Annotated in this window: 16 protein-coding genes; 12 read left to right on the top strand and 4 right to left on the bottom strand. The window is 70.6% G+C overall.

Annotated elements, in window-relative coordinates; all coding sequences use genetic code 11:
- Window positions 1-175: 175 nt before the first annotated feature.
- From ABZV42_RS36365 to ABZV42_RS36310, 12 genes are all read left to right on the top strand, one after another.
- Window positions 176-1,471 (top strand): MFS transporter, encoded by a 1,296-nt coding sequence (locus ABZV42_RS36365; RefSeq protein WP_355988656.1) that lies wholly within the window; start codon window positions 176-178, stop codon window positions 1,469-1,471.
- Window positions 1,468-2,328: an isocitrate lyase/phosphoenolpyruvate mutase family protein gene (locus tag ABZV42_RS36360; RefSeq protein ID WP_355988654.1), complete on the top strand. Its 861-nt coding sequence runs from the start codon at window positions 1,468-1,470 to the stop codon at window positions 2,326-2,328. The genes ABZV42_RS36365 and ABZV42_RS36360 overlap by 4 nt, the downstream gene beginning before the upstream one ends.
- 61 nt (window positions 2,329-2,389) lie before the next feature.
- A complete protein-coding gene (locus ABZV42_RS36355) occupies window positions 2,390-3,208 on the top strand; it encodes a transketolase (protein WP_356055753.1) in 819 nt (272 codons plus the stop codon).
- Window positions 3,201-4,124: a transketolase C-terminal domain-containing protein gene (locus ABZV42_RS36350; RefSeq protein ID WP_356055751.1), complete on the top strand. Its 924-nt coding sequence runs from the start codon at window positions 3,201-3,203 to the stop codon at window positions 4,122-4,124. Before ABZV42_RS36355 ends, ABZV42_RS36350 begins: the two co-directional genes overlap by 8 nt.
- A complete protein-coding gene (locus tag ABZV42_RS36345) occupies window positions 4,121-5,854 on the top strand; it encodes a thiamine pyrophosphate-binding protein (RefSeq protein ID WP_356055749.1) in 1,734 nt (577 codons plus the stop codon). Before ABZV42_RS36350 ends, ABZV42_RS36345 begins: the two co-directional genes overlap by 4 nt.
- Window positions 5,847-7,148, top strand: coding sequence for a condensation domain-containing protein (locus tag ABZV42_RS36340; RefSeq protein ID WP_356055747.1), 1,302 nt, complete (start codon window positions 5,847-5,849; stop codon window positions 7,146-7,148). Before ABZV42_RS36345 ends, ABZV42_RS36340 begins: the two co-directional genes overlap by 8 nt.
- A gap of 34 nt (window positions 7,149-7,182) precedes the next feature.
- Window positions 7,183-8,094, top strand: a complete 912-nt coding sequence (locus ABZV42_RS36335; RefSeq protein WP_355988642.1) for a phytanoyl-CoA dioxygenase family protein — start codon at window positions 7,183-7,185, stop codon at window positions 8,092-8,094.
- The gene (locus tag ABZV42_RS36330; RefSeq protein ID WP_356055745.1) at window positions 8,081-10,576 is read left to right on the top strand and encodes an amino acid adenylation domain-containing protein; all 2,496 of its coding nucleotides are present in this window, start codon (window positions 8,081-8,083) and stop codon (window positions 10,574-10,576) included. Before ABZV42_RS36335 ends, ABZV42_RS36330 begins: the two co-directional genes overlap by 14 nt.
- A complete protein-coding gene (locus tag ABZV42_RS36325; protein ID WP_356055743.1) occupies window positions 10,567-11,574 on the top strand; it encodes an alcohol dehydrogenase catalytic domain-containing protein in 1,008 nt (335 codons plus the stop codon). The genes ABZV42_RS36330 and ABZV42_RS36325 overlap by 10 nt, the downstream gene beginning before the upstream one ends.
- The gene (gene argC / locus ABZV42_RS36320; protein WP_356055740.1) at window positions 11,571-12,650 is read left to right on the top strand and encodes an N-acetyl-gamma-glutamyl-phosphate reductase; all 1,080 of its coding nucleotides are present in this window, start codon (window positions 11,571-11,573) and stop codon (window positions 12,648-12,650) included. The genes ABZV42_RS36325 and argC overlap by 4 nt, the downstream gene beginning before the upstream one ends.
- Window positions 12,651-12,655: 5 nt before the next feature.
- On the top strand, window positions 12,656-13,822 hold the full coding sequence (pgk, locus tag ABZV42_RS36315; protein ID WP_356055785.1) for a phosphoglycerate kinase: 1,167 nt from the start codon (window positions 12,656-12,658) through the stop codon (window positions 13,820-13,822).
- Entirely contained in the window at window positions 13,812-14,939 is a 1,128-nt protein-coding gene (locus tag ABZV42_RS36310; RefSeq protein ID WP_356055783.1) for an iron-containing alcohol dehydrogenase, read from the top strand. The genes pgk and ABZV42_RS36310 overlap by 11 nt, the downstream gene beginning before the upstream one ends.
- A 42-nt stretch (window positions 14,940-14,981) precedes the next feature.
- Here the strand turns inward: ABZV42_RS36310 and ABZV42_RS36305 are convergent, their stop codons facing one another.
- The 4 genes from ABZV42_RS36305 to ABZV42_RS36290 are packed head-to-tail and all read right to left on the bottom strand — an operon-like array spanning window position 14,982 to window position 17,515.
- Window positions 14,982-15,155 (bottom strand): hypothetical protein, encoded by a 174-nt coding sequence (locus ABZV42_RS36305; RefSeq protein ID WP_355988631.1) that lies wholly within the window; start codon window positions 15,153-15,155, stop codon window positions 14,982-14,984.
- A gap of 34 nt (window positions 15,156-15,189) precedes the next feature.
- Window positions 15,190-15,435 (bottom strand): hypothetical protein, encoded by a 246-nt coding sequence (locus ABZV42_RS36300; RefSeq protein WP_356055738.1) that lies wholly within the window; start codon window positions 15,433-15,435, stop codon window positions 15,190-15,192.
- A 27-nt stretch (window positions 15,436-15,462) separates the two neighbouring features.
- Window positions 15,463-17,046 carry an amino acid adenylation domain-containing protein gene (locus ABZV42_RS36295; protein ID WP_356055736.1) on the bottom strand — a complete coding sequence of 528 codons (1,584 nt, stop codon included), beginning with the start codon at window positions 17,044-17,046 and terminating at the stop codon, window positions 15,463-15,465.
- On the bottom strand, window positions 17,033-17,515 hold the full coding sequence (locus ABZV42_RS36290; RefSeq protein ID WP_356055734.1) for a hypothetical protein: 483 nt from the start codon (window positions 17,513-17,515) through the stop codon (window positions 17,033-17,035). The genes ABZV42_RS36295 and ABZV42_RS36290 overlap by 14 nt, the downstream gene beginning before the upstream one ends.
- Between the last annotated feature and the right edge of the window lie 3 nt (window positions 17,516-17,518).

Genomic DNA, 17,518 nt, shown 5'->3' with positions numbered 1-17,518 from the left:
GCACTTGGCCCCACCGAGCGTTGCACCTTCCGCCGCATCAACGGCGCGGCGGAGTCGGGGCGTTGCCCGGAGTCAGCCTCCATCGTCCGTCAGTCCGTCCCGGAGACACCGTCCGCCAGGGAACTCCTCGCGGGCAGCTGATCCGAAACCCTCCCGCTGCGAACGGGGATCCCCCATGCCCAGAAGCCCCCTGACCACCACACTAAGCTTACCCCTCGACCTCCTGCGCGACCTGGTCCCCGAGCCCGGCTCGGCCCGCCCGATGGCCGCCCTGACGTTCGCTCAGTCGCTCGGCACAGGTCTCTTCCTCACCTCCAGCGTGATCTTCTTCACCCGGACCGCGGGATTCTCCGCCGACCAACTGGCATTCGCCATGTCGATCGCGGGCATCTGCGGCTTCCTCTGCTCGATGCCGGCCGGCCGGATCGCCGATCGGTTCGGGGCAAGCGTTCCGCTGGCCATCAGCTACGCGTTGCTCGGCCCCCTGTTCTTCATCTACCCCTTCGTCGACAACGTGGCCGAGTTCACCGTGGTCGCGGCCCTGATCGGAGTCTGTGAAACAGGGGCCGGCGGCCCGCTGCGCGGCGCCCTGATCCACGCCCTGTTCGGCAAGGCCAGGGCAGTGGGGGTGCGCGCCCAGATGCGCAGCCTCTTCAATCTCGGCTTCACCGGCGGGGCGGCCATGGCGGGCCTGGCGCTGGCCGACGGCAGCCGGTCCGCCTTCATCGCGGTCACCACGGCGAACGCGGTACTGCAGCTGAGTTGTGCCGTCATCGCCTTCCGGCTCCGGCCGCCGGCCGGGACGGAGCCCGTTCCGACGGCGCCCGCCAAACGGTCCTGGGCCGCGATCAAGGACCGGCGCTTCCTGCTCGCGACCGGGCTCAGCGGTCTGCTGGAATTCTATCTGCCGGTCCTGACGGTGGGCATGCCGTTGTGGATCGTCCACCGGACCGGCGCCCCCGGAGCCCTGACGGCCGTTCTGATCGCACTGAACACGCTCATGGTGGTGCTCTTCCAGCGCGTCGCGAGCAGGGGCTCGGAAACCGTGCACGGCTCCGGTCGCCTGCTCGTACGGGCAGGAGTGCTGCTGGCGGTCGCCTGCGTGCTGTTCGCACTGTCCGGGGGCAGAGGAGCGGTCTGGGCCACGGTGTTCCTGGTGCCCTCGCTGATCGCACTCACCCTGGGCGAGCTGGCCCAGGCATCGGGCAGCTGGGGACTGGCTTTCGCCCTGCCGCCCCCCGACCGCATGGGCGAGTACCAAGGCGTATTCGCTCTCGCGCGGGGCCTCCAGCAGTTTCTGGGCCCCGCTCTCATCACCGTGCTCACGATGAGTCTCGGCGCCACCGGCTGGCTGATCCTGGCCGCGCTGTTCCTCGTCACCGGCCTTGCCGCCGGGTGGGCCTTCACCCGAAACACCCCATCGGACCCGGCAGCATCCATTGATGTCGCCACACCAGAGGAGACCTTATGATCCGCAACAGCTACCCGACGTTCCGGCAGGTACTGGCCGACAACCCCCTCACCAAGATCGCCGGTGCGCACTCCTCCCTGGGCGGCCGCATCGCCGAGCAGAGCGGCTTCCAGGCCGTGTGGGCGTCGAGCTTCGAGATCTCCGCGGCGCGCTGCCTCCCCGACGCCAGCCTCCTGAGCATGACGGACTATCTGGAGGCGGCCGCCAACATCCAGAAGGCGCTCTCCGTGCCGGTCGTCGCCGACTGCGACACCGGCTTCGGCAACAGCATGAACGTCGCCTACATGGTGGCCGAGTACGAGAGCGCCGGCATCACCGCTGTGAGCATCGAAGACAAGATATTCCCGAAGATGAACAGCTTCGCCGCCGCGGATCACACCTTGCTGGATGTGAGCGCCTTCGCCCACAAGATCGAGACGGCGAAGAAGGCCCAGCGGACCGACGACTTCTTCGTCATCGCCCGCACGGAGGCGATGATCAGCGGACTCGGTGTCGACGAGGCCCTCAAGCGGTGTACCGCCTACGCCGACGCCGGCGCGGACGCGGTGCTCGTCCACTCGAAGCAGAAGACCAAGGACCAGGTCCTCGAATTCCTCGGCCTCTGGGACGACCGGCTGCCCGTCGTCGTGGTGCCCACCACCTACCCCGACTGGCACGCGGACGACGCCCGGGCCGCGGGTGTCTCGGCCGTCATCTACGCGAACCAGGGGCTGCGCGCCACGATCACCTCGCTGCGCTCCACCTTCCAGTCGATCTACGAGACCGGCCACACCGCTCACCTGGAGGACAACATCTCCGGGGTCAAGGACGTCTTCGCCCTCCAGCAGCTCGACGAGTGGCAGCAGCTCGGCGTCTGACAGCCGTATTCCCCCCACTGTCTGACGTTCCATCAGACATGAACCAGAAAGGGACATAGTGTTGTTGCAAGACGTGGCGCTGGTGCGCTCTCAGGCGGCGCGGGCCCGAGCGCTCGCGCTGACCACCGTCAGCCAGGCCGGGGTCGGCCATATCGGTGCGGATCTGTCCGCCATGGACATCCTGTGCGCCCTCTACTTCGGCGTCCTTCGCGGCGGACCCGACGACGCGGACCGGGACCGGTTCATCCTCAGCAAGGCACACGCCTCCGCTGCCATGTACAGCGTGCTGGCGTTGAAGGGCCTGCTCCCGCAAGAGGAACTGGCGACCTTCGGCGGCCGGAACTCGCGCCTGAGCACGGTGGTTTCAACCCGAGTGCCCGGCATCGAGTTCAACACCGGCTCGCTCGGCCACGGCCTCTCCCTCGGCGTCGGCTCCGCACTCGGCGCCCGCATCCAGGGCTCCACCCGACGAACCTTCGTCCTGACCGGCGACGGCGAACTCCAAGAAGGCAGCAACTGGGAAGCCGCCATGCTCGCGGCCTCCCGCAACCTCGACACCCTCATCGCGGTCGTCGACCGCAACCTCGCCCAAAAGGGCGCCAGCACCGAAGACATCAACGCCCTGGAACCACTCGACGACAAATGGCGCTCCTTCGGCTGGGAGGTACGCACCGTCGACGGACACGACATCCACGCCCTGCTCGACGTGTTCCGCTCCGCGCCGCTCACCGCCGGCAAGCCGACCTGTGTCATCGCCTCCACCACCAAGGGCAAGGGCGTGTCCTTCATGGAACGCAACCTCGAATGGCACAGCCGCCGGATCACGCCGGAACTTCTACAGCAAGCGCTCCAGGAGCTTGAGGAGGCCCCCAATGACTGACTGCGCCACCGCGTTCTCCGCCGCCCTGCTCGAGCTGGCACACAAAGACGAGCGGATCTGCATCGTCAACAACGACTCCGCCGAGACCCACTCCGCACTCGGCTTCCAGGCCGAATTCCCCAACCGCTTCGTCGACGTCGGCATCGCCGAACAGAACCTGGTCGGCGTCTCGATCGGCCTGGCCAACAGCGGCCTACGCCCCTTCGTCTACTCCGCCTCCTGCTTCATGGCCTCACGAGCCCTCGAACAGATCAAGAACGCCGCCTACACCAACTCCAACGTCATCTTCTGCGGCTTCGTCAGCGGACTCGCCTACGGCGCGCTCGGCGGCACCCACCACGCCGTCGAAGACCTGGCATGGATGCGCGCCATCCCCCGCATGAAGGTCCTCGCACCGGCAACCCCCCGCGACACCGTCGCCGCACTCCACGAAGCCCTCACCCACGACGGCCCGGTCTACATCCGGATCGTCAGCAAACTCCACACCCCCGAACTGTTCCCAGCCGATCACACCTTCAGCTACGGCGGATCAGCCCAGCTGCGCGACGGCACCGACGTCACCCTGATCGGCAGCGGCCTGCTCACCACCCGACTCGTCGAGGCCGCCCACCTCCTCTCCGAGGACGGCGTCGACGCCCGCGTCCTGCACCTGGGCTCCATCGAGCCGATCGACGCCGAGGCCATCGCCACAGCGGCCCGCGAGACAGGCCGGCTCGTGGTCGCCGAGGACCACGTCGTCAACGGCGGCCTCGGCGGCGCGGTCGCCGAAGTCGTCGTACGCACAACCCCCGTACCCGTCCTACAGATCGGCATACCGCAGGTCTTCGCCCCCATCGGCCCCGCCGAATTCCTCTACGAACACTTCGGACTGACGGCACAGGCACTGGCGCAACGGGTACGGCAGTGGTTGCGATGACCATGCGCGTGGCCGACTACGTGGCCTCCTACCTGCATTCACTGGGGGTCCGCACCTGCTACAGCCTCTCCGGCACCGGCTCCATCCACCTCGACCACGCCTTCGCCCAGCAGCCCGACCTGCTCTGCGTCTGCGCCCGGCACGAGACGGCAGCCGCCCTGATGGCCACCGGCGCGGCCAAACTCACCGGCAACCTCGCAGTCGCCCTGGTCACCAGCGGCCCCGGCGCGGTCAACGCACTCGCCGGACTCGTCGACGCCTACGCCGACGGCGTGCCCGTCCTGGTCATCTCCGGCCAGGTCGAAACCCGCCACATCGACGACGACGCCCGATCCTTCGGCGTCCAGGGATTCGCCGTCGTCAACAGCGCCCGCAGCATGACCAAATACGCCGCAGTGGTCGAGCAACCCTCCGACATCCGGGCCCACCTGGACCGGGCGGTCCGCGAAGCGCTCTCGGGCCGGCCGGGCCCGGTCTGGCTGGACATTCCGCTCGACGTGCAAGCGGCCGAGATCGACCCGGCGGCCCTGCGCGAGGCACCGCCCGCCGCGGGCGAGCCGAGGGGCGCGGGTGCGCGGCAGGCCGCCCGACAGATCATGGCCATGCTGCACTCCGCCGAACGGCCGCTGGTCATCGCGGGCCAGGGGATCCGGCAGGGCGCGGCCGAGGAGCAGTTCCGGACGCTGATCGAGCGGCTGCGGCTGCCGGTGGTCGCCTCCCGGCTGGGCAATGACCTGCTGCCGTACGACTCGCCGCTGTGGTTCGGCCAGGGCGGCATCCGAGGGCGGCTCTACCCGAACCTGATCATGGCTCAGGCGGATCTGGTCCTCACCCTGGGGTCCAGCCTGTCGACCGCGTTCGTCGGCGAGGACGCCGACAGCTTCAACCCCGACGCGACGGTCGTCGCGGTGGACATCGACCCGTCCCAGTTGAAGAAGAAGGGTGTGCGCATCGACTTCCCGGTGTGCATGGACGTACGCGACCTGCTCGACGCGCTGCTCATCGAGTCGGCGGAGTCGACCGAGCCGGCCGCGAGCGAACGCTGGCTGGCCACCTGCGCCGAGCTGAAGGAGGCGCACCCCACGATCGCCGACGGCGAGCTGCGGGAACCCCTCAACTCGTACCGCTTCGTCGAGCGGCTGGACGCGCACACCGGCCCCGGCCATGTCTTCGTGGTCGACACCGGAAGCGCCTACTACGTGACCGGCCAGACCCTGGCGTTCTCCGCCTCGCAGCGGGAGATCACCTCCGCGGCGTTCCTCAACATGGGCGCCGCCGTACCCATGGCGGTAGGTGCGGCGTTCAGCAGGCCCGACTGCCAGGTGCTGGTGCTCGTGGGCGACGGAGCGATCGAGCTCAACATCCAGGAGCTGGCGACCATCAGTCAGTACTGCCTGGACGTCAAGGTGTTCGTGCTGAACAACGGAGGCTACGCCTCGATCCGGGAATCGCAGGAAGCCCTGTGCGAGGGCCCCGCCCTGGAGGAGCCGGAGGCGCTGAACTTCCGAGATGTGGCGAAGGCGTTCGGCCTGCCGTACCGCAAGCTGGAGCGCGCCGCCACCCTCGACGCCGACCTCGCCGGGCTGTTGGCGCACCAGGGCCCCGAGCTCGTCGAGGTGATGTGCGACCCGAAGCAGCTGCTGCTGCGCCCGCTGCGGGCCGACGGCGGCGTACGGGCCCATGACGGCGCCTCGCTCGTACGACCGGTGGGGGAGCTCAATCATGCATGAGTCGATGCAGGTCTCCTGGAACCAGCGGCACCGTCTGGGCCAGACCCTGGAGGACGCCGAGAGCGGGGTCTTCAACCCCCACCACGCCACCCTCCCCATGGCTTTCACCGGGCCCCTGGACCTGGCCGCCATGAACCGGGCCTGGCACGCCCTGCAGCGGCGCCACCCGGTGCTGCTGAGCGGCTTCGACCTGAACGCCCTGGTGTGGCACATCGGGCTGGCCGATCCGGTGGACCTCCAGCAGCTGGCCACCGCCGGGACCGAGGACGCCGATGTGGCAGCTCTGCGGTCGGCCTGCGCGGTCCCCTTCGACCTGGAGCGGGGCCCGATGGCCCGGCTGCTGGTGATGGCCCGCCCTGACGAGGAGACGTACTTCGCCTTCGTCGCCGAACACCTGGTCAGCGACGGGTGGTCGCTCAACGTCCTGATGCGCGACTTGTCGGCGCTCTACGCCGCCGAGCGCGACGGCTCGGGGCTCGAACTGTCGCCCGTGCAGATGACCTTCCCCGACTTCGTCCGGCGGCAGAACCGGATGATGGACTCCCCTGAGGGGAGGCAGGCCCTGGAACGGCTGGCAGCGGGGCTGAGCGGAGTCGGGGCGATCCCGGCGATGCCGATCTCCGGTTTCAGCGGGCACTCGCCCGTCCGCTACGAGGCGAAGGACGGTTTCAGCCGCCGGCTGCCGCTGGACGTCTGCCAGAGCCTGGGCAAGGTGGCCAGGCCGCTGCGGATGACCGCCCTGAACCTCATGCACGCCGCGCTGCACCGCTCGCTGTTCACCCTTTCCGGCAGCGAGTCGGTGGCCACCACGCTCTCGACCGCCAACCGGGAGCTGCCCGAACTGCACCAGACCACGGGCTGGCTGGCGAGCAAGGCCGTCCTGACCAGCGAGCCGGGGAGCCGGCCCGAAGCGGAGGACTTCCTGCGGCACTTCCGCCAGCGGATGTTCGCCACCCTGGACGACGGCCACGTGCCCTGGCCCGCGCTGATCGACCGGATGGACCCGGACGCCGTGGGACGGCAGTCCCGCGTCCCCTACGTCACCTTCAACGCCCGCCCCCTCGGCATGCGCAAGACGGTGGGCACCGTCGGGATGCCCGGAGTGCGGACCCGGCCGCTGCCGATCTCCGTAGGCTGGCACGACGCCTCGATCGCCACCTTCTGGGACGAGGACGAGGACGGCGTGACGGCGACCGTCAACTTCAAGACCGACTGGTATGCACGAGGAGACGTCGAGGCCCTGTGGGACGGCGTCGACGCCCTGCTGCGCACCTGGGCCACCCAGCGCCGCTGACGGCGCGTTCCCTGTTCTCTGGAGAGGATCCATCATGATGCACGTTTCGACCATGCGCGACTCCACGTTGGTGACGCAGCGCGAGCGCGACTGGAAGCCGCTGACGGAGGAGCAGTTCGAGAGCTACGAGCGCGACGGCTACATCCATCTCAAGGGCGTCTTCAACCAGGACGAGGTGGCCCAGGGCCTCGAACTCATCGACGACGTGGTCGCCAAGGGCGCCCCGACGATCGAGAACCATGCAAGCTTCACCGACCGCAGCCACACCGTCCGCGTCCGCGACGCGGTCAGCCGCACCGCGGAAATGGACTACTTCCTCGACCACCCCAAGCTGGTCGGGCCGCTGATGTCCTTGCTGAACGGCAGCGTCCAGATCCTGGGGACCGAGATATTCGTCCGGTCCCTGCAGGAGGAGGCCCTGGAGTACTGGCACACAGACGGCGGCGAGTACCTCCAGCGGATCCAGCTGACCCCGGGCAGCCCCGGCCTCCAGGTCAAGGCACAGATCTTCTTCACCGACGTCACCGAGTCCAACAGCGGCAACTTCCTGCTGATCCCCGGCAGCCACCGCAAGCTGCCCACCAGCAACAACGCGCTGTGCTACATGGAGGAGCTGGACGAGCCGCTGCGCCGCGGCGTGCTGCCGGACGACGCCATCGAGGTCAAGGCCGCGCCGGGCGACGTGCTCCTCTTCCCGTACTCGCTCTGGCACGCCGTGGCGCCGAACACCCATCGTGAGCGGAAGACGTTCATCCTCCGCTACGGCCAGCTGTGGCACCGTCCGCACGACTACTTCAGCCAGCCCAAGGAGATCCTGGACCGCATGTCGCCACGACTCCGGCGCATGTTCGGCGACTTCGGCGGCGACGCGCACCCCACCGACTACTACAAGCCGGTCGACCAGGGCGACGTCATGGCCACCGGAGGCACCTATGGCCAGCGCTGACCCCCTGGTCGGCGCCCGCAGCCTGACCGACCTGTTCGCCAGGTCGGTCAGGCTGCGGGGCCAGGCCGCCGCCCTCTCCGAGAGCGGCCGGGAGATCGCCTATACCGAGCTCGACGAGGCGTCAGACGCCGTCGCCGCGCTCCTCGCTGACGCCGGAGTGGGCCGTGGCGACCTGGTGGGCGTACTCCTGGAGCGCTCCCACCGGGTGCCCGGCTGGATCCTCGGCATCCTCAAGGCGGGAGCGGCCTACGTACCGCTCGACCCGACCTATCCCCGCGAGCGGCTCCACTACATGGTCGCCGACGCCCAGGTGAAGGTCCTGGTCGGCGACCCGGAGCAGGCGGCCGCCTGCGGGCTGGACGGCGTCGAGGTCATCGACCCCCGCACGCCGGCGCCCGCCGTCACGCCCGCCGTCACGCCGGACCCCCAGGACCCGGCGTACGTGATCTACACCTCGGGGTCCACCGGGCAGCCCAAGGGCTGTGTCGTGACCCACGCCAACGTGCTGGCGCTCCTCGAAGCCACGCTGCCGCTGTTCGACTTCGGACCGCAGGACCGCTGGTCGCTCTTCCACTCCTTCAGCTTCGACTTCTCCGTCTGGGAGCTGTGGGGGCCCCTGGCCACCGGCGGTACCGCCGTGGTGATTCCCACCGCAGCGGCCCGCGCAACCGAGGACTTCCTGCGGCTGCTGGCCGACGAGGGTGTCACGGTGCTCAACCAAGTACCCTCCGTCTTCCGGTTCCTGGCCCGTGAGTACGCCGACTGCGGCGCGCCCGACCTCGCCCTGCGCTATGTGGTCTTCGGCGGCGAGAACGTCGACCTGGACGTCGTCAGGGCGTACACGGACGCCGCCGGGGACCGGGCACCGGAGTTCGTCAACATCTACGGCGTCACCGAGACCACCGTGTTCACCACGGTCAAGACGCTCACCTCCGAGGACCTCGCCGGCGCCGTGCGCTCGCCCATCGGCGTACCGCTCCCCCATCTGTCGGTCCAACTCCTCGACGAGGAGCTTGCCTTGGTGCCCGACGGCGAGGCCGGCGAGATGTGGGTGGCCGGCACCGGGGTGACGGCGGGCTATCTGAACCGCCCGGAACTCACCGCCGAGCGCTTCCGCACGTTCGACGGGACGCGCTGGTACCGCACCGGCGACCTCGCCCGTCGGCTGCCGGACGGCGCCCTGGAGTACCTGGGACGCAACGACCAGCAGGTCAAGATCCGCGGCCACCGGGTGGAACTCGCCGAGGTGGAGGAGGCGCTGCGGGCCGACACGGCCGTCCACGACGCGGCCGCCGCGGTGACGTACGACGCCGACGGCACCGCCGTGCTCGTGACGCTGGTGGTCCCGGCAGCCGACGGCGCCTTCAGCGTCGCCGCGCTGCGCCGACACGCCCGCGCCACCGTGCCCGCCTACCTGGTGCCCAACCGCTTCCTGCGGGTGGACACGCTGCCGCTGACCCCGTCCGGCAAGCTGGACCGGCGCGCGGTCCAGGAACTCGCCGAAGCCGGCGGCGCCCCGCTGCCTGCGCCCGCCGCCGCACGCACCCGGGTGCTGGTGGTGGATCCCATCCACGAGAGCGCTCTGGCGGAACTGCGCCGCACCTACGACGTCCACGTCGAGCTGAGGCCCCCGGCCGACCGCCTGGTGCAGCTGGTCGAGGACGTCGAGGTCATCGTGGTGCGCAGCGGTGTGCGCATCGACGCGGACGTCATACGGGCGGCACCGCGGCTGAAGGTCGTGGCCCGGGCGGGCTCGGGAGTCGACAACATCGACCTCGACGCCGCCGGGGCCGCCGGGGTGGCCGTGTTCAACGTTCCCGGCGTCTCCGCGCCGGCCGTCGCCGAACTGGCCCTGGGGCTCATGCTGTCGGCCGCCCGCCACATCGTCCTGGCCGACCGCCAGGTGCGGGCCGGAGTCTGGAACAAGGCCGCCCTCGCGGGCATCGAACTCGGCGGGAAGACCCTCGGCCTGGTGGGCCTGGGCCAGATCGGCTCGCGCCTCGCCCAGTTGGCGCACGGCATGGGGATGCGGGTGGTCGCCACGGTCGACCGGGACACGCCCGAGCGCCGGGTGGAGCTGCGTGGGCGGGGAGTCGAAACGGCGTCCCTGGACGAGCTGTTGGCCACCGCAGACGTGGTGTGCCTGGCCGTGCCGCTCACCGACCGTACGCACCACCTGATCGACGGCCGCGCCCTGCGGGCCATGAAGCGTTCGGCGCTGCTGGTCAACATCTCGCGGGGGCCCGTGGTCGACGAGGAGGCCCTGTACGGGGCGCTCACCGACGGCGAGATCGCGGGCGCCGCACTCGACGTGGTGGCCGAGGAGGGCAACCCGGGCCGCCTCGCCGAGCTGGACAACGTCGTGATCACGCCGCACATCGGCGCGATGTCGGCGGACTCCCAGGAGCGCATCGGCCGGATCCTCCTCGACTCGCTGCACAAGGTGCTCGCCGGAGAGAAGGTGGCCACCTCATGCCGATGAACAGCGCCGTGCTCACGGAGTACGGGCGGATCGAGTACCGGAGCGGTCCGGTGCCCGCCGCCGACGGGGAGGAGCTCCTGGTCCGGGTGCTCGCCACCGGCGTGTGCGGGTCGGACCTCGCCACGTACCGGGGCGCACACCCCTACAAGACGGCGCCGGTCGTCCTCGGCCACGAGCTGTGCGGCGTCGTGGAGCGGGCGGCGGGCGGCTTCGCCGTCGGCGACCTGGTCTGCGCGGCGGCCTACGCGCATTGCGAGAGCTGCGACCGGTGCGCTCAGGGGCTCACCAACCTCTGCCGGGACAAGCGGAACCTGTGCCACCTGGGGTGGGAGGGGTCCTTCGCGGAGTATGTGACGCTCCGGCCGAACATGACCTTCGCCCTGCCCCCGGGGCTCGATCCGGAGCTCGGCGCGCTCGTCGAACCGCTCTCCATCGGCCTGCACGCCATCCGGCTCGCCGGCCCGGCGCTGGGGCGCACGATGCGCATCATCGGATCCGGCAACATCGGCCTGGCCTGCCTGATCGCGGCACGCCGGCTCGGCTTCACCCGGATCACCTGCACCGACGTCGGCCAGGACAAGGGCGAGCGCGCCCTGGCTCTTGGCGCGGACGCGTACGCCGACGTCCTCGCCCCGGCCGGCCCGTCCGCCGAGGCGGACGTCGTCGTGGTCGCGGCCGGCCACCCCGACGCGCTCGACGAGGCGGTCGGCGCCGTGCGGGCCGGCGGCACCGTGATCGTGGTCAGCTTCTTCGACGGCCCGGTGCCGCTGGCGGCCAACGCCCTCGTCGGCCGGGAGGTGACGGTCATCGGCTCCTCGTTGTCGACGGCCACGGACTTCCGCACCGTGATCTCCTGGCTGGCCGCCGGGGAGATCGACCCCCGCCCCATGGTCACGCACCGCTTCGCGCTGGCCGACACCGCCGAGGCCATGAGCCTGATGGCCGAGGGCAAGTCCACCACTGGCAAGATCATCCTTACTCCGCGAGGTAACGCATGACGCTGCGTATCGGCATCGTGGGAGGCACCGGCTATGCCGGCGGCGAACTCGCTCGGCTGCTGCTCAACCACCCCGGCGTCGGCTCCATCACGCCCACGGCCCGGGGCGGGGAGGCGTTCGACCGGGTCCACCCCAATCTGCTCGGCTGCGGGCTGAGCTTCGTCGACGTGGATGAACTCCGGCGCCGCACGGACGACCTCGACGTGGTGTTCTTCTGCACCCCGTCGGGCGAGGCGATGCGCTCGGCGGCCTTCTTCCTGGACCACGGGGTGAAGGTCATCGACGTCAGCGCCGACTTCCGCTTCCGCGACCCGCAGCGGTACGCCGAGGTCTACGGCGCGCCGCACGCCGCCCCCCACCTGCTCGACGAGGCCGTCTACGGGGTGACCGAACTCCACCGCGAACAGGTCGCCGGCGCCCGGCTGGTGGCCAACCCCGGCTGCTACGCCATCACCACCGTGCTCGGACTGGCTCCCCTGCTACGCAGCGGCCTCGCCGATCTGGACATCCCCGTCCACCTCGCCGCCGTCAACGGCACCACAGGGGCCGGGAACAAGCCGCGCACCGAGATCATGCACGCCGAGGCGTTCGGCTCCATGCTCCCGTACAGCCTCGAAGGGCACCGCCACGCCCCGGAGCTGGAGAATCATCTCGCGCCGCTGGCCGGCCGGGAGTTGTGCGTCGACATGACCACGGCACACGGCAACTTCGCCCGGGGCATCTACATCCAGGCGAGCCTGGCCGTCCGTCCGCAGGAGCGCGCGCGGATCGACCGGGCCTCGCTGCTGGACCTCTACGAGCGCTACTACGCCGACGAGTTCTTCGTCCGCGTCAACAGCGCACCGAAGAAGGCCGGGCTCAACGCCAAGGAGTACGGCGTCTATCCGAGCCTGACCGCCGTCACCGGCTCCAACTTCTGCCACGTCGGCGTGGACTACGACGCGGCCCGGGGCTTCGTCAAGGTGATCGCCGTGACCGACAACCTCGTCAAGGGCGCGGCCGGATCCGCGATCCAGAACATGAACGTGATGTTCGGTCTCGACGAGCGGACCGGCCTGTGCCACTACGGGCTGTGAGCACCATGCGGCTGCTGCGCGATCATCCCGTCGTGCCCGGAGAGCGCTGGGTCTACTCCGCCGGGTTCAACGTCGGCCCCGCGCTGACGGACACCGGCCGGATCGACACCGAGCTGGACGACCTGCGCGGGCTGGCCGCGGCGGGCGCGCGGGTCGCGCTCCTCAGCCACCAGGGCAGCGCGAAGGACGGCACGGCCCGGCACCTGGACTATCTGGCCGGGTACCTCGGCCGGCGCCTGGGCCGGGAAGTTCGCTATCTGCCGGAATGCTCCTCGCGGCAGGCCCAGATCTGGGCGGCGGAGCTGCGCGACGGGGAGATCGCTCTGTTCGGCAACGTCCGGCTGGAGGCGGGCGAGGAACGCGGCGACCGCGAACTGGCCGCCGCGCTCGCCCGCCTGGGCGACCGGGTGGCGGTCGGCGGATTCTCCAAAGCACACCGCCGCCACGCCTCCAACGTCGGCATCCTCGACTTCCTGCCGGGCTACGCGGCCTCCAGCCTCCTGGGTGAGACCGAGCTGCTGCGACCGTGGGCGGCCGGTGGCGGGGCGGCCGGTTCGGTGGCCGTGCTGGGCGGCGTCAAGGCGGAGAAGACGGTGGTGGGGCTGGAGAGCCTGACACGCGCGTACGACGTGGTGATCCCCGGCGGGGTGGTGCTCAACACCCTTCTGGCGGTCAGCGGTTACGCCATCGGCGGCTCGGAGCTGGGCACCGAGGCCGAGCGCTGCGCCGCCGTGGCACGCACCGTACTCGGCCGCCGGCACCGGGCCCGCATCCACCTGCCCCGTACGGTCCTGATCACCGGTCCCGAAGGCGCCACCCGGACCGTAGGCGTCGAGGAGGGGGTCCCGGAGGGCTGGGCCATCGTCGACTTCGACCTCGAGCGGTGGGCGGTGGACGCGGTACGGGAGGCCGGCCGGGTCCTGGTGGCCGGTACCCCCGGCCGACACGCCGAGGGAAACCACCGCGCCGCGGCAGCGGTGCTCGGCGCCCGTGAACCCGGCGAGGCGCACACCCTGCTGCTCGGCGGCGACACCGTCGCGGAGCTTCCCTGGACCGGTCCCCGGTCCACCGGCGGCGGCTCCGCACTGCACTACCTCGCCGACGGCACCTGCGCCGTCATCGAGGCACTCGAGGACAACCGGAAGAAGGGAGTCGGTGACTATGCGGCTTGAGTTCCCCGTACCCACCCACGTGGTCTTCGGGAGAGGCACCCTGGACCAGGTCGGCGCGCTCTCGGCCCAGTGGGGCGGGCACGCGCTGATCGTGTGCGGGCGCACCGCGATGCGCCGCTACGGCTTCCTGGACCGGGCGGCGGATTCGCTGCGGCGGGCGGGCCTGTCGGTAACCGTCTTCGACAAGATCAGCGCCAACCCCCGGTCCGACGAGATCGACGAGGCCGTGGCGCTGGCGAAGTCGCGGTCCTGCGACGTCGTGATCGGCCTCGGCGGCGGCAGCGCCATCGACGCGGCCAAGGCCGTGGCCGTGGCCGGCCCGTACGACACCGTGCGCGACATCATCGGCGAGACGCTCGCCGCCTCACCGTCCGCCCTCCCCGTCATCGCCGTGCCGACGACGGCCGGCAGCGGGTCGGAGGTCACCAAGGGGGCCATCGTCACCGATGTGGTCCGGGGCTTCAAGTCCGGCATCCGGGGCGACGACATCTTCCCCAAAGTCGCCGTCGTGGACCCGGACCTGACCGCGCCGCTCCCGGTCGCGGTCGCCGTCGAGACCGCCTTCGACGCGCTCGCCCACGCGATCGAGGGCTATGTGGCGGCCCGCGCGACCGACGAGAGCCGGTCCCACGCGCGGCACGCGATCGCGCTGATCCGCGACCATCTGCCCCTGGTCGCCGCCGGGAGCACCAGCCCGCAGACCCGGGAGGCGATGGCCCACGCCGCGCTGCTCGGCGGCGTCAACGTCGCCTGCGCGAGCACCTGTCTGCCGCACCGCCTCCAGCAGGCGATGGGCGCGGTCCGGCGGATCGACGTACCGCACGGCAGGGGCCTGGCCCTGCTCTACCCTGCCTGGCTGCGCACCGTCCAGCCGCACGCCAAGGACGGCTTCGCCGACGTCGCCGAGGCCTTGGGCCACCACGACATCCACCAAGCCGTCTCCGGCGTGCTGGACACGGCGGGGCTGGCGACCGGACTGGAGGGCTGGGGGTTCACCGCACGCGACATCGACACGTTCGTCGACGGCATCAGCGGAAATCTCGACAACGATCCCACCCCGGACATCGACACCGACCTCATCCGGCACATCTACGCGGACTCCTTCCGCACGCCGTAGGACGCACCAAGGCGGCGGGTACTGTCCGATTCTGACGCCCAGTCACACCGTAAGCCCCCAGCCTGACCTCTGGTCCGGCCGGAGGGCTCGCGGTGGACGGGACCTGACCAGCGGCTCACCCTCGGTGACCGGCGGCAGTGACGTCCGCCGGGTCTCGATGCGGCCGTAGTCGGCCGGCACCGCGCTGACCACCTGTTCCTGCTGGTCCGTCAGCATGCGGTGGCCACCTCCCGCCCGGCGAGGGCTGCGTTCACCGAGTCCAGCTCCGCGACTGGTGGGGCAGAGACCTCGAGGCGGCCAGGAAGACGGTCACGCCCGCCTTCCTGGCCGCCTCGAGGTCGATGTTGTCGACCCCGGAGCCGGCCCGTGCGATCACCGTGAGCCGGTCGGCCGCCATGATGACGTCGGCGTCGAGCCGTACGCCGCTGCGCAGCACGATCACCTCCTTGTCACGCACGAGCCGCGCCGGGTAATCGGCGGGCGGGCGCAGTGCCACGGTCACGTCGTGGCGCCGGCGCAGCTCCTAGCGCGCCCCGCTGTCGAGGGGGTCGACGACCAGGATGCGTGCGCGCGGCACGGCTGCCTCGGCCGCGCACTCCGCGAGGGCGCGCCGGTCGAGTTTCCCGGACGAGGTCAGAGGCAGTTCGCCGACGCGGTGGAACCGGGTGGGCACCAGGTGCGCCGGCATGGTCGTGCGGGCGTGCCGGCGCAGGGCCGCCATGTCCAGTTCGCCGGGCTCGGCCGGGACGACCAGGGCAGTGAGCAGGTCGTTGCCGATGCCGTCGCGGATGACCAGCGCGGCGGCGTCCGAGATCTGCGGAGCGGCCCTCAGGCCGGCCTCCACCTCGCCGAGTTCGACCCGGTGTCCGCGCAGCTTGACCTGCTGGTCGTTGCGGCCCAGGTAGGCCAGCCGCCCGTCGGGCAGTCGGCGCGCCAGGTCGCCGGTGCGGTAGAGGCGGCGGCCGTCGATGGTGCGGAACCGCTCGGCGGTGAGCTCGGGCCGGTTGAGATAGCCGGCGGCGACTCCCGCGCCCGCCACCCACATCTCGCCGGTCTCGCCGTCCTCGACCAGCCGCATTGCGTCGTCGCGCAGTTCGATGGACAGGTGGGGCAACGGGCTGCCGATGGGAGAACTGACCTCCCCGGCCAGGTGCTCGGCGGTCAGCCGCAGATGAGTGGCGTGCACGGTGATCTCGGTGATGCCGTACATGTTGACCACCTCCGGCGCGGGCGCCGGCGCGGCGGCGAGGAACGCACGGACCACGTCGAGGTCGATGCTCTCGCCGCCGAAGACCACGTACCTCAGGGCCGAGGCGGGGGCCCCCGAGTCGGCGTACTCCCTGGTCAGATAGCGGAAGGCGGAAGGGACCTGGTTGAGCACCGTGATTCGCTCGTCGGTCAGCAGCCGCAGGAACTCCTCGGGTGCCCGGGCTGTCTCGGCGGGCACCACGACCGCAGTACCGCCGGTGGCCCACGCGCCCCACAGCTCCCAGACGGAGAAGTCGAAGGAGGCGGAGTGGAACAGGGTCCACCGGTCGTCGGTACCCAGGTCGAACAGCGGCAGACCGGCCCGCAGCAGGGCGAGCACATTGCCGTGGGTCACCACGCAGCCCTTGGGCAGACCGGTGGATCCGGAGGTGTAGATGACATAGGCCGGATCATCCGGACCGGGCGGTGCCGCCGAGTCGGCCGCGGACACCGGGCTGACCTCCGGGTCGATGACCGTCAACCGGTCCAGCCCGCAGACCGCGGCCCGGTCGGGGTCGCCGACCAGGGCCGCGAGCCCGGCGTCGTCGGCCATGTACCGGAGCCTCTCCGCCGGGTAGGACGGGTCGAGCGGCACGTACGCCGCCCCGGACTTCAGCACACCGAGGATCCAGGACGGCGCTCGCAGGGAGCGCTCCAGGAGCACTCCCACGAAGTCGCCGCGGCCGATGCCGGCCGCGGTGAGCAGTGCGGCAACGGTCTCGGCCGACCGTCCGGTCTCGGCGTAGCCGACCTGTCGGCCGTCCCCTGCCACCGCGGGCGCGTCACCGCGCTCGGCGGCGACCCGGGCGAACAGCTCGGGGAGCGAACGCAGGTCCGCCGGCAGTTCACTTCCCGCCATAGCTGCCACCGACTGCCATCACGTCGCCCTGGTCGACCGACTTGCAGTAGTCGGTCGGATGGACGTTGTCGCCGAAGTCGCCGGACATGCGCCGAAGTCGCGGCGACACCCGCTCCAGTACCTCGGCCCGCTGCTGGACGTAGTCGTGCGGGCGGTGCCACAGGTGCCCGTAGCGCAGGATCAAGGTCTTGCGCTCCTGAATCTTGTTCGGCACCACCGCGTGCCACAGCGAGGGGACGGTGTGGGTGCGGTCGGCGAAGCCGGCGTGGTTCTCGATGGTGCGCTCGTCCTGGGCGATCACCTCGTCGATGACGGTGAGGCCGCGCTGCACCTCCTCGGGTGTGAACAGCCCCTTGAGGTGGATGTAGCCGTTCTGCTCGTAGTCCTCGAACTGTTCGTCGGTGAGCGGCGTCCAGTCCTGTCCGATCTCGGTCTTGACGGTCGACTCGCGGATGGTGGCACCATGCATGGC

Source organism: Streptomyces sp. NPDC005281 (assembly GCF_040607495.1).
Lineage (GTDB): Bacteria > Actinomycetota > Actinomycetes > Streptomycetales > Streptomycetaceae > Streptomyces.
The sequence above is the reverse complement of the archived record's forward strand: the minus strand, read 5'-3'. Positions and strand labels throughout refer to the sequence as shown.

What these genes read in the sequence shown, in the direction of transcription:
- ABZV42_RS36365 (WP_355988656.1), top strand. Translation starts at nt 176, where the DNA reads ATGCCCAGAAGCCCCCTGACCACCACACTAAGCTTACCCCTCGACCTC.
- ABZV42_RS36360 (WP_355988654.1), top strand. Translation starts at nt 1,468, where the DNA reads ATGATCCGCAACAGCTACCCGACGTTCCGGCAGGTACTGGCCGACAAC.
- ABZV42_RS36350 (WP_356055751.1), top strand. Translation starts at nt 3,201, where the DNA reads ATGACTGACTGCGCCACCGCGTTCTCCGCCGCCCTGCTCGAGCTGGCA.
- ABZV42_RS36345 (WP_356055749.1), top strand. Translation starts at nt 4,121, where the DNA reads ATGACCATGCGCGTGGCCGACTACGTGGCCTCCTACCTGCATTCACTG.
- ABZV42_RS36340 (WP_356055747.1), top strand. Translation starts at nt 5,847, where the DNA reads ATGCATGAGTCGATGCAGGTCTCCTGGAACCAGCGGCACCGTCTGGGC.
- ABZV42_RS36335 (WP_355988642.1), top strand. Translation starts at nt 7,183, where the DNA reads ATGATGCACGTTTCGACCATGCGCGACTCCACGTTGGTGACGCAGCGC.
- ABZV42_RS36330 (WP_356055745.1), top strand. Translation starts at nt 8,081, where the DNA reads ATGGCCAGCGCTGACCCCCTGGTCGGCGCCCGCAGCCTGACCGACCTG.
- ABZV42_RS36325 (WP_356055743.1), top strand. Translation starts at nt 10,567, where the DNA reads ATGCCGATGAACAGCGCCGTGCTCACGGAGTACGGGCGGATCGAGTAC.
- argC (WP_356055740.1), top strand. Translation starts at nt 11,571, where the DNA reads ATGACGCTGCGTATCGGCATCGTGGGAGGCACCGGCTATGCCGGCGGC.
- pgk (WP_356055785.1), top strand. Translation starts at nt 12,656, where the DNA reads ATGCGGCTGCTGCGCGATCATCCCGTCGTGCCCGGAGAGCGCTGGGTC.
- ABZV42_RS36310 (WP_356055783.1), top strand. Translation starts at nt 13,812, where the DNA reads ATGCGGCTTGAGTTCCCCGTACCCACCCACGTGGTCTTCGGGAGAGGC.
- ABZV42_RS36305 (WP_355988631.1), bottom strand. Translation starts at nt 15,155, where the DNA reads ATGCTGACGGACCAGCAGGAACAGGTGGTCAGCGCGGTGCCGGCCGAC.
- ABZV42_RS36295 (WP_356055736.1), bottom strand. Translation starts at nt 17,046, where the DNA reads ATGGCGGGAAGTGAACTGCCGGCGGACCTGCGTTCGCTCCCCGAGCTG.
- ABZV42_RS36290 (WP_356055734.1), bottom strand. Translation starts at nt 17,515, where the DNA reads ATGCATGGTGCCACCATCCGCGAGTCGACCGTCAAGACCGAGATCGGA.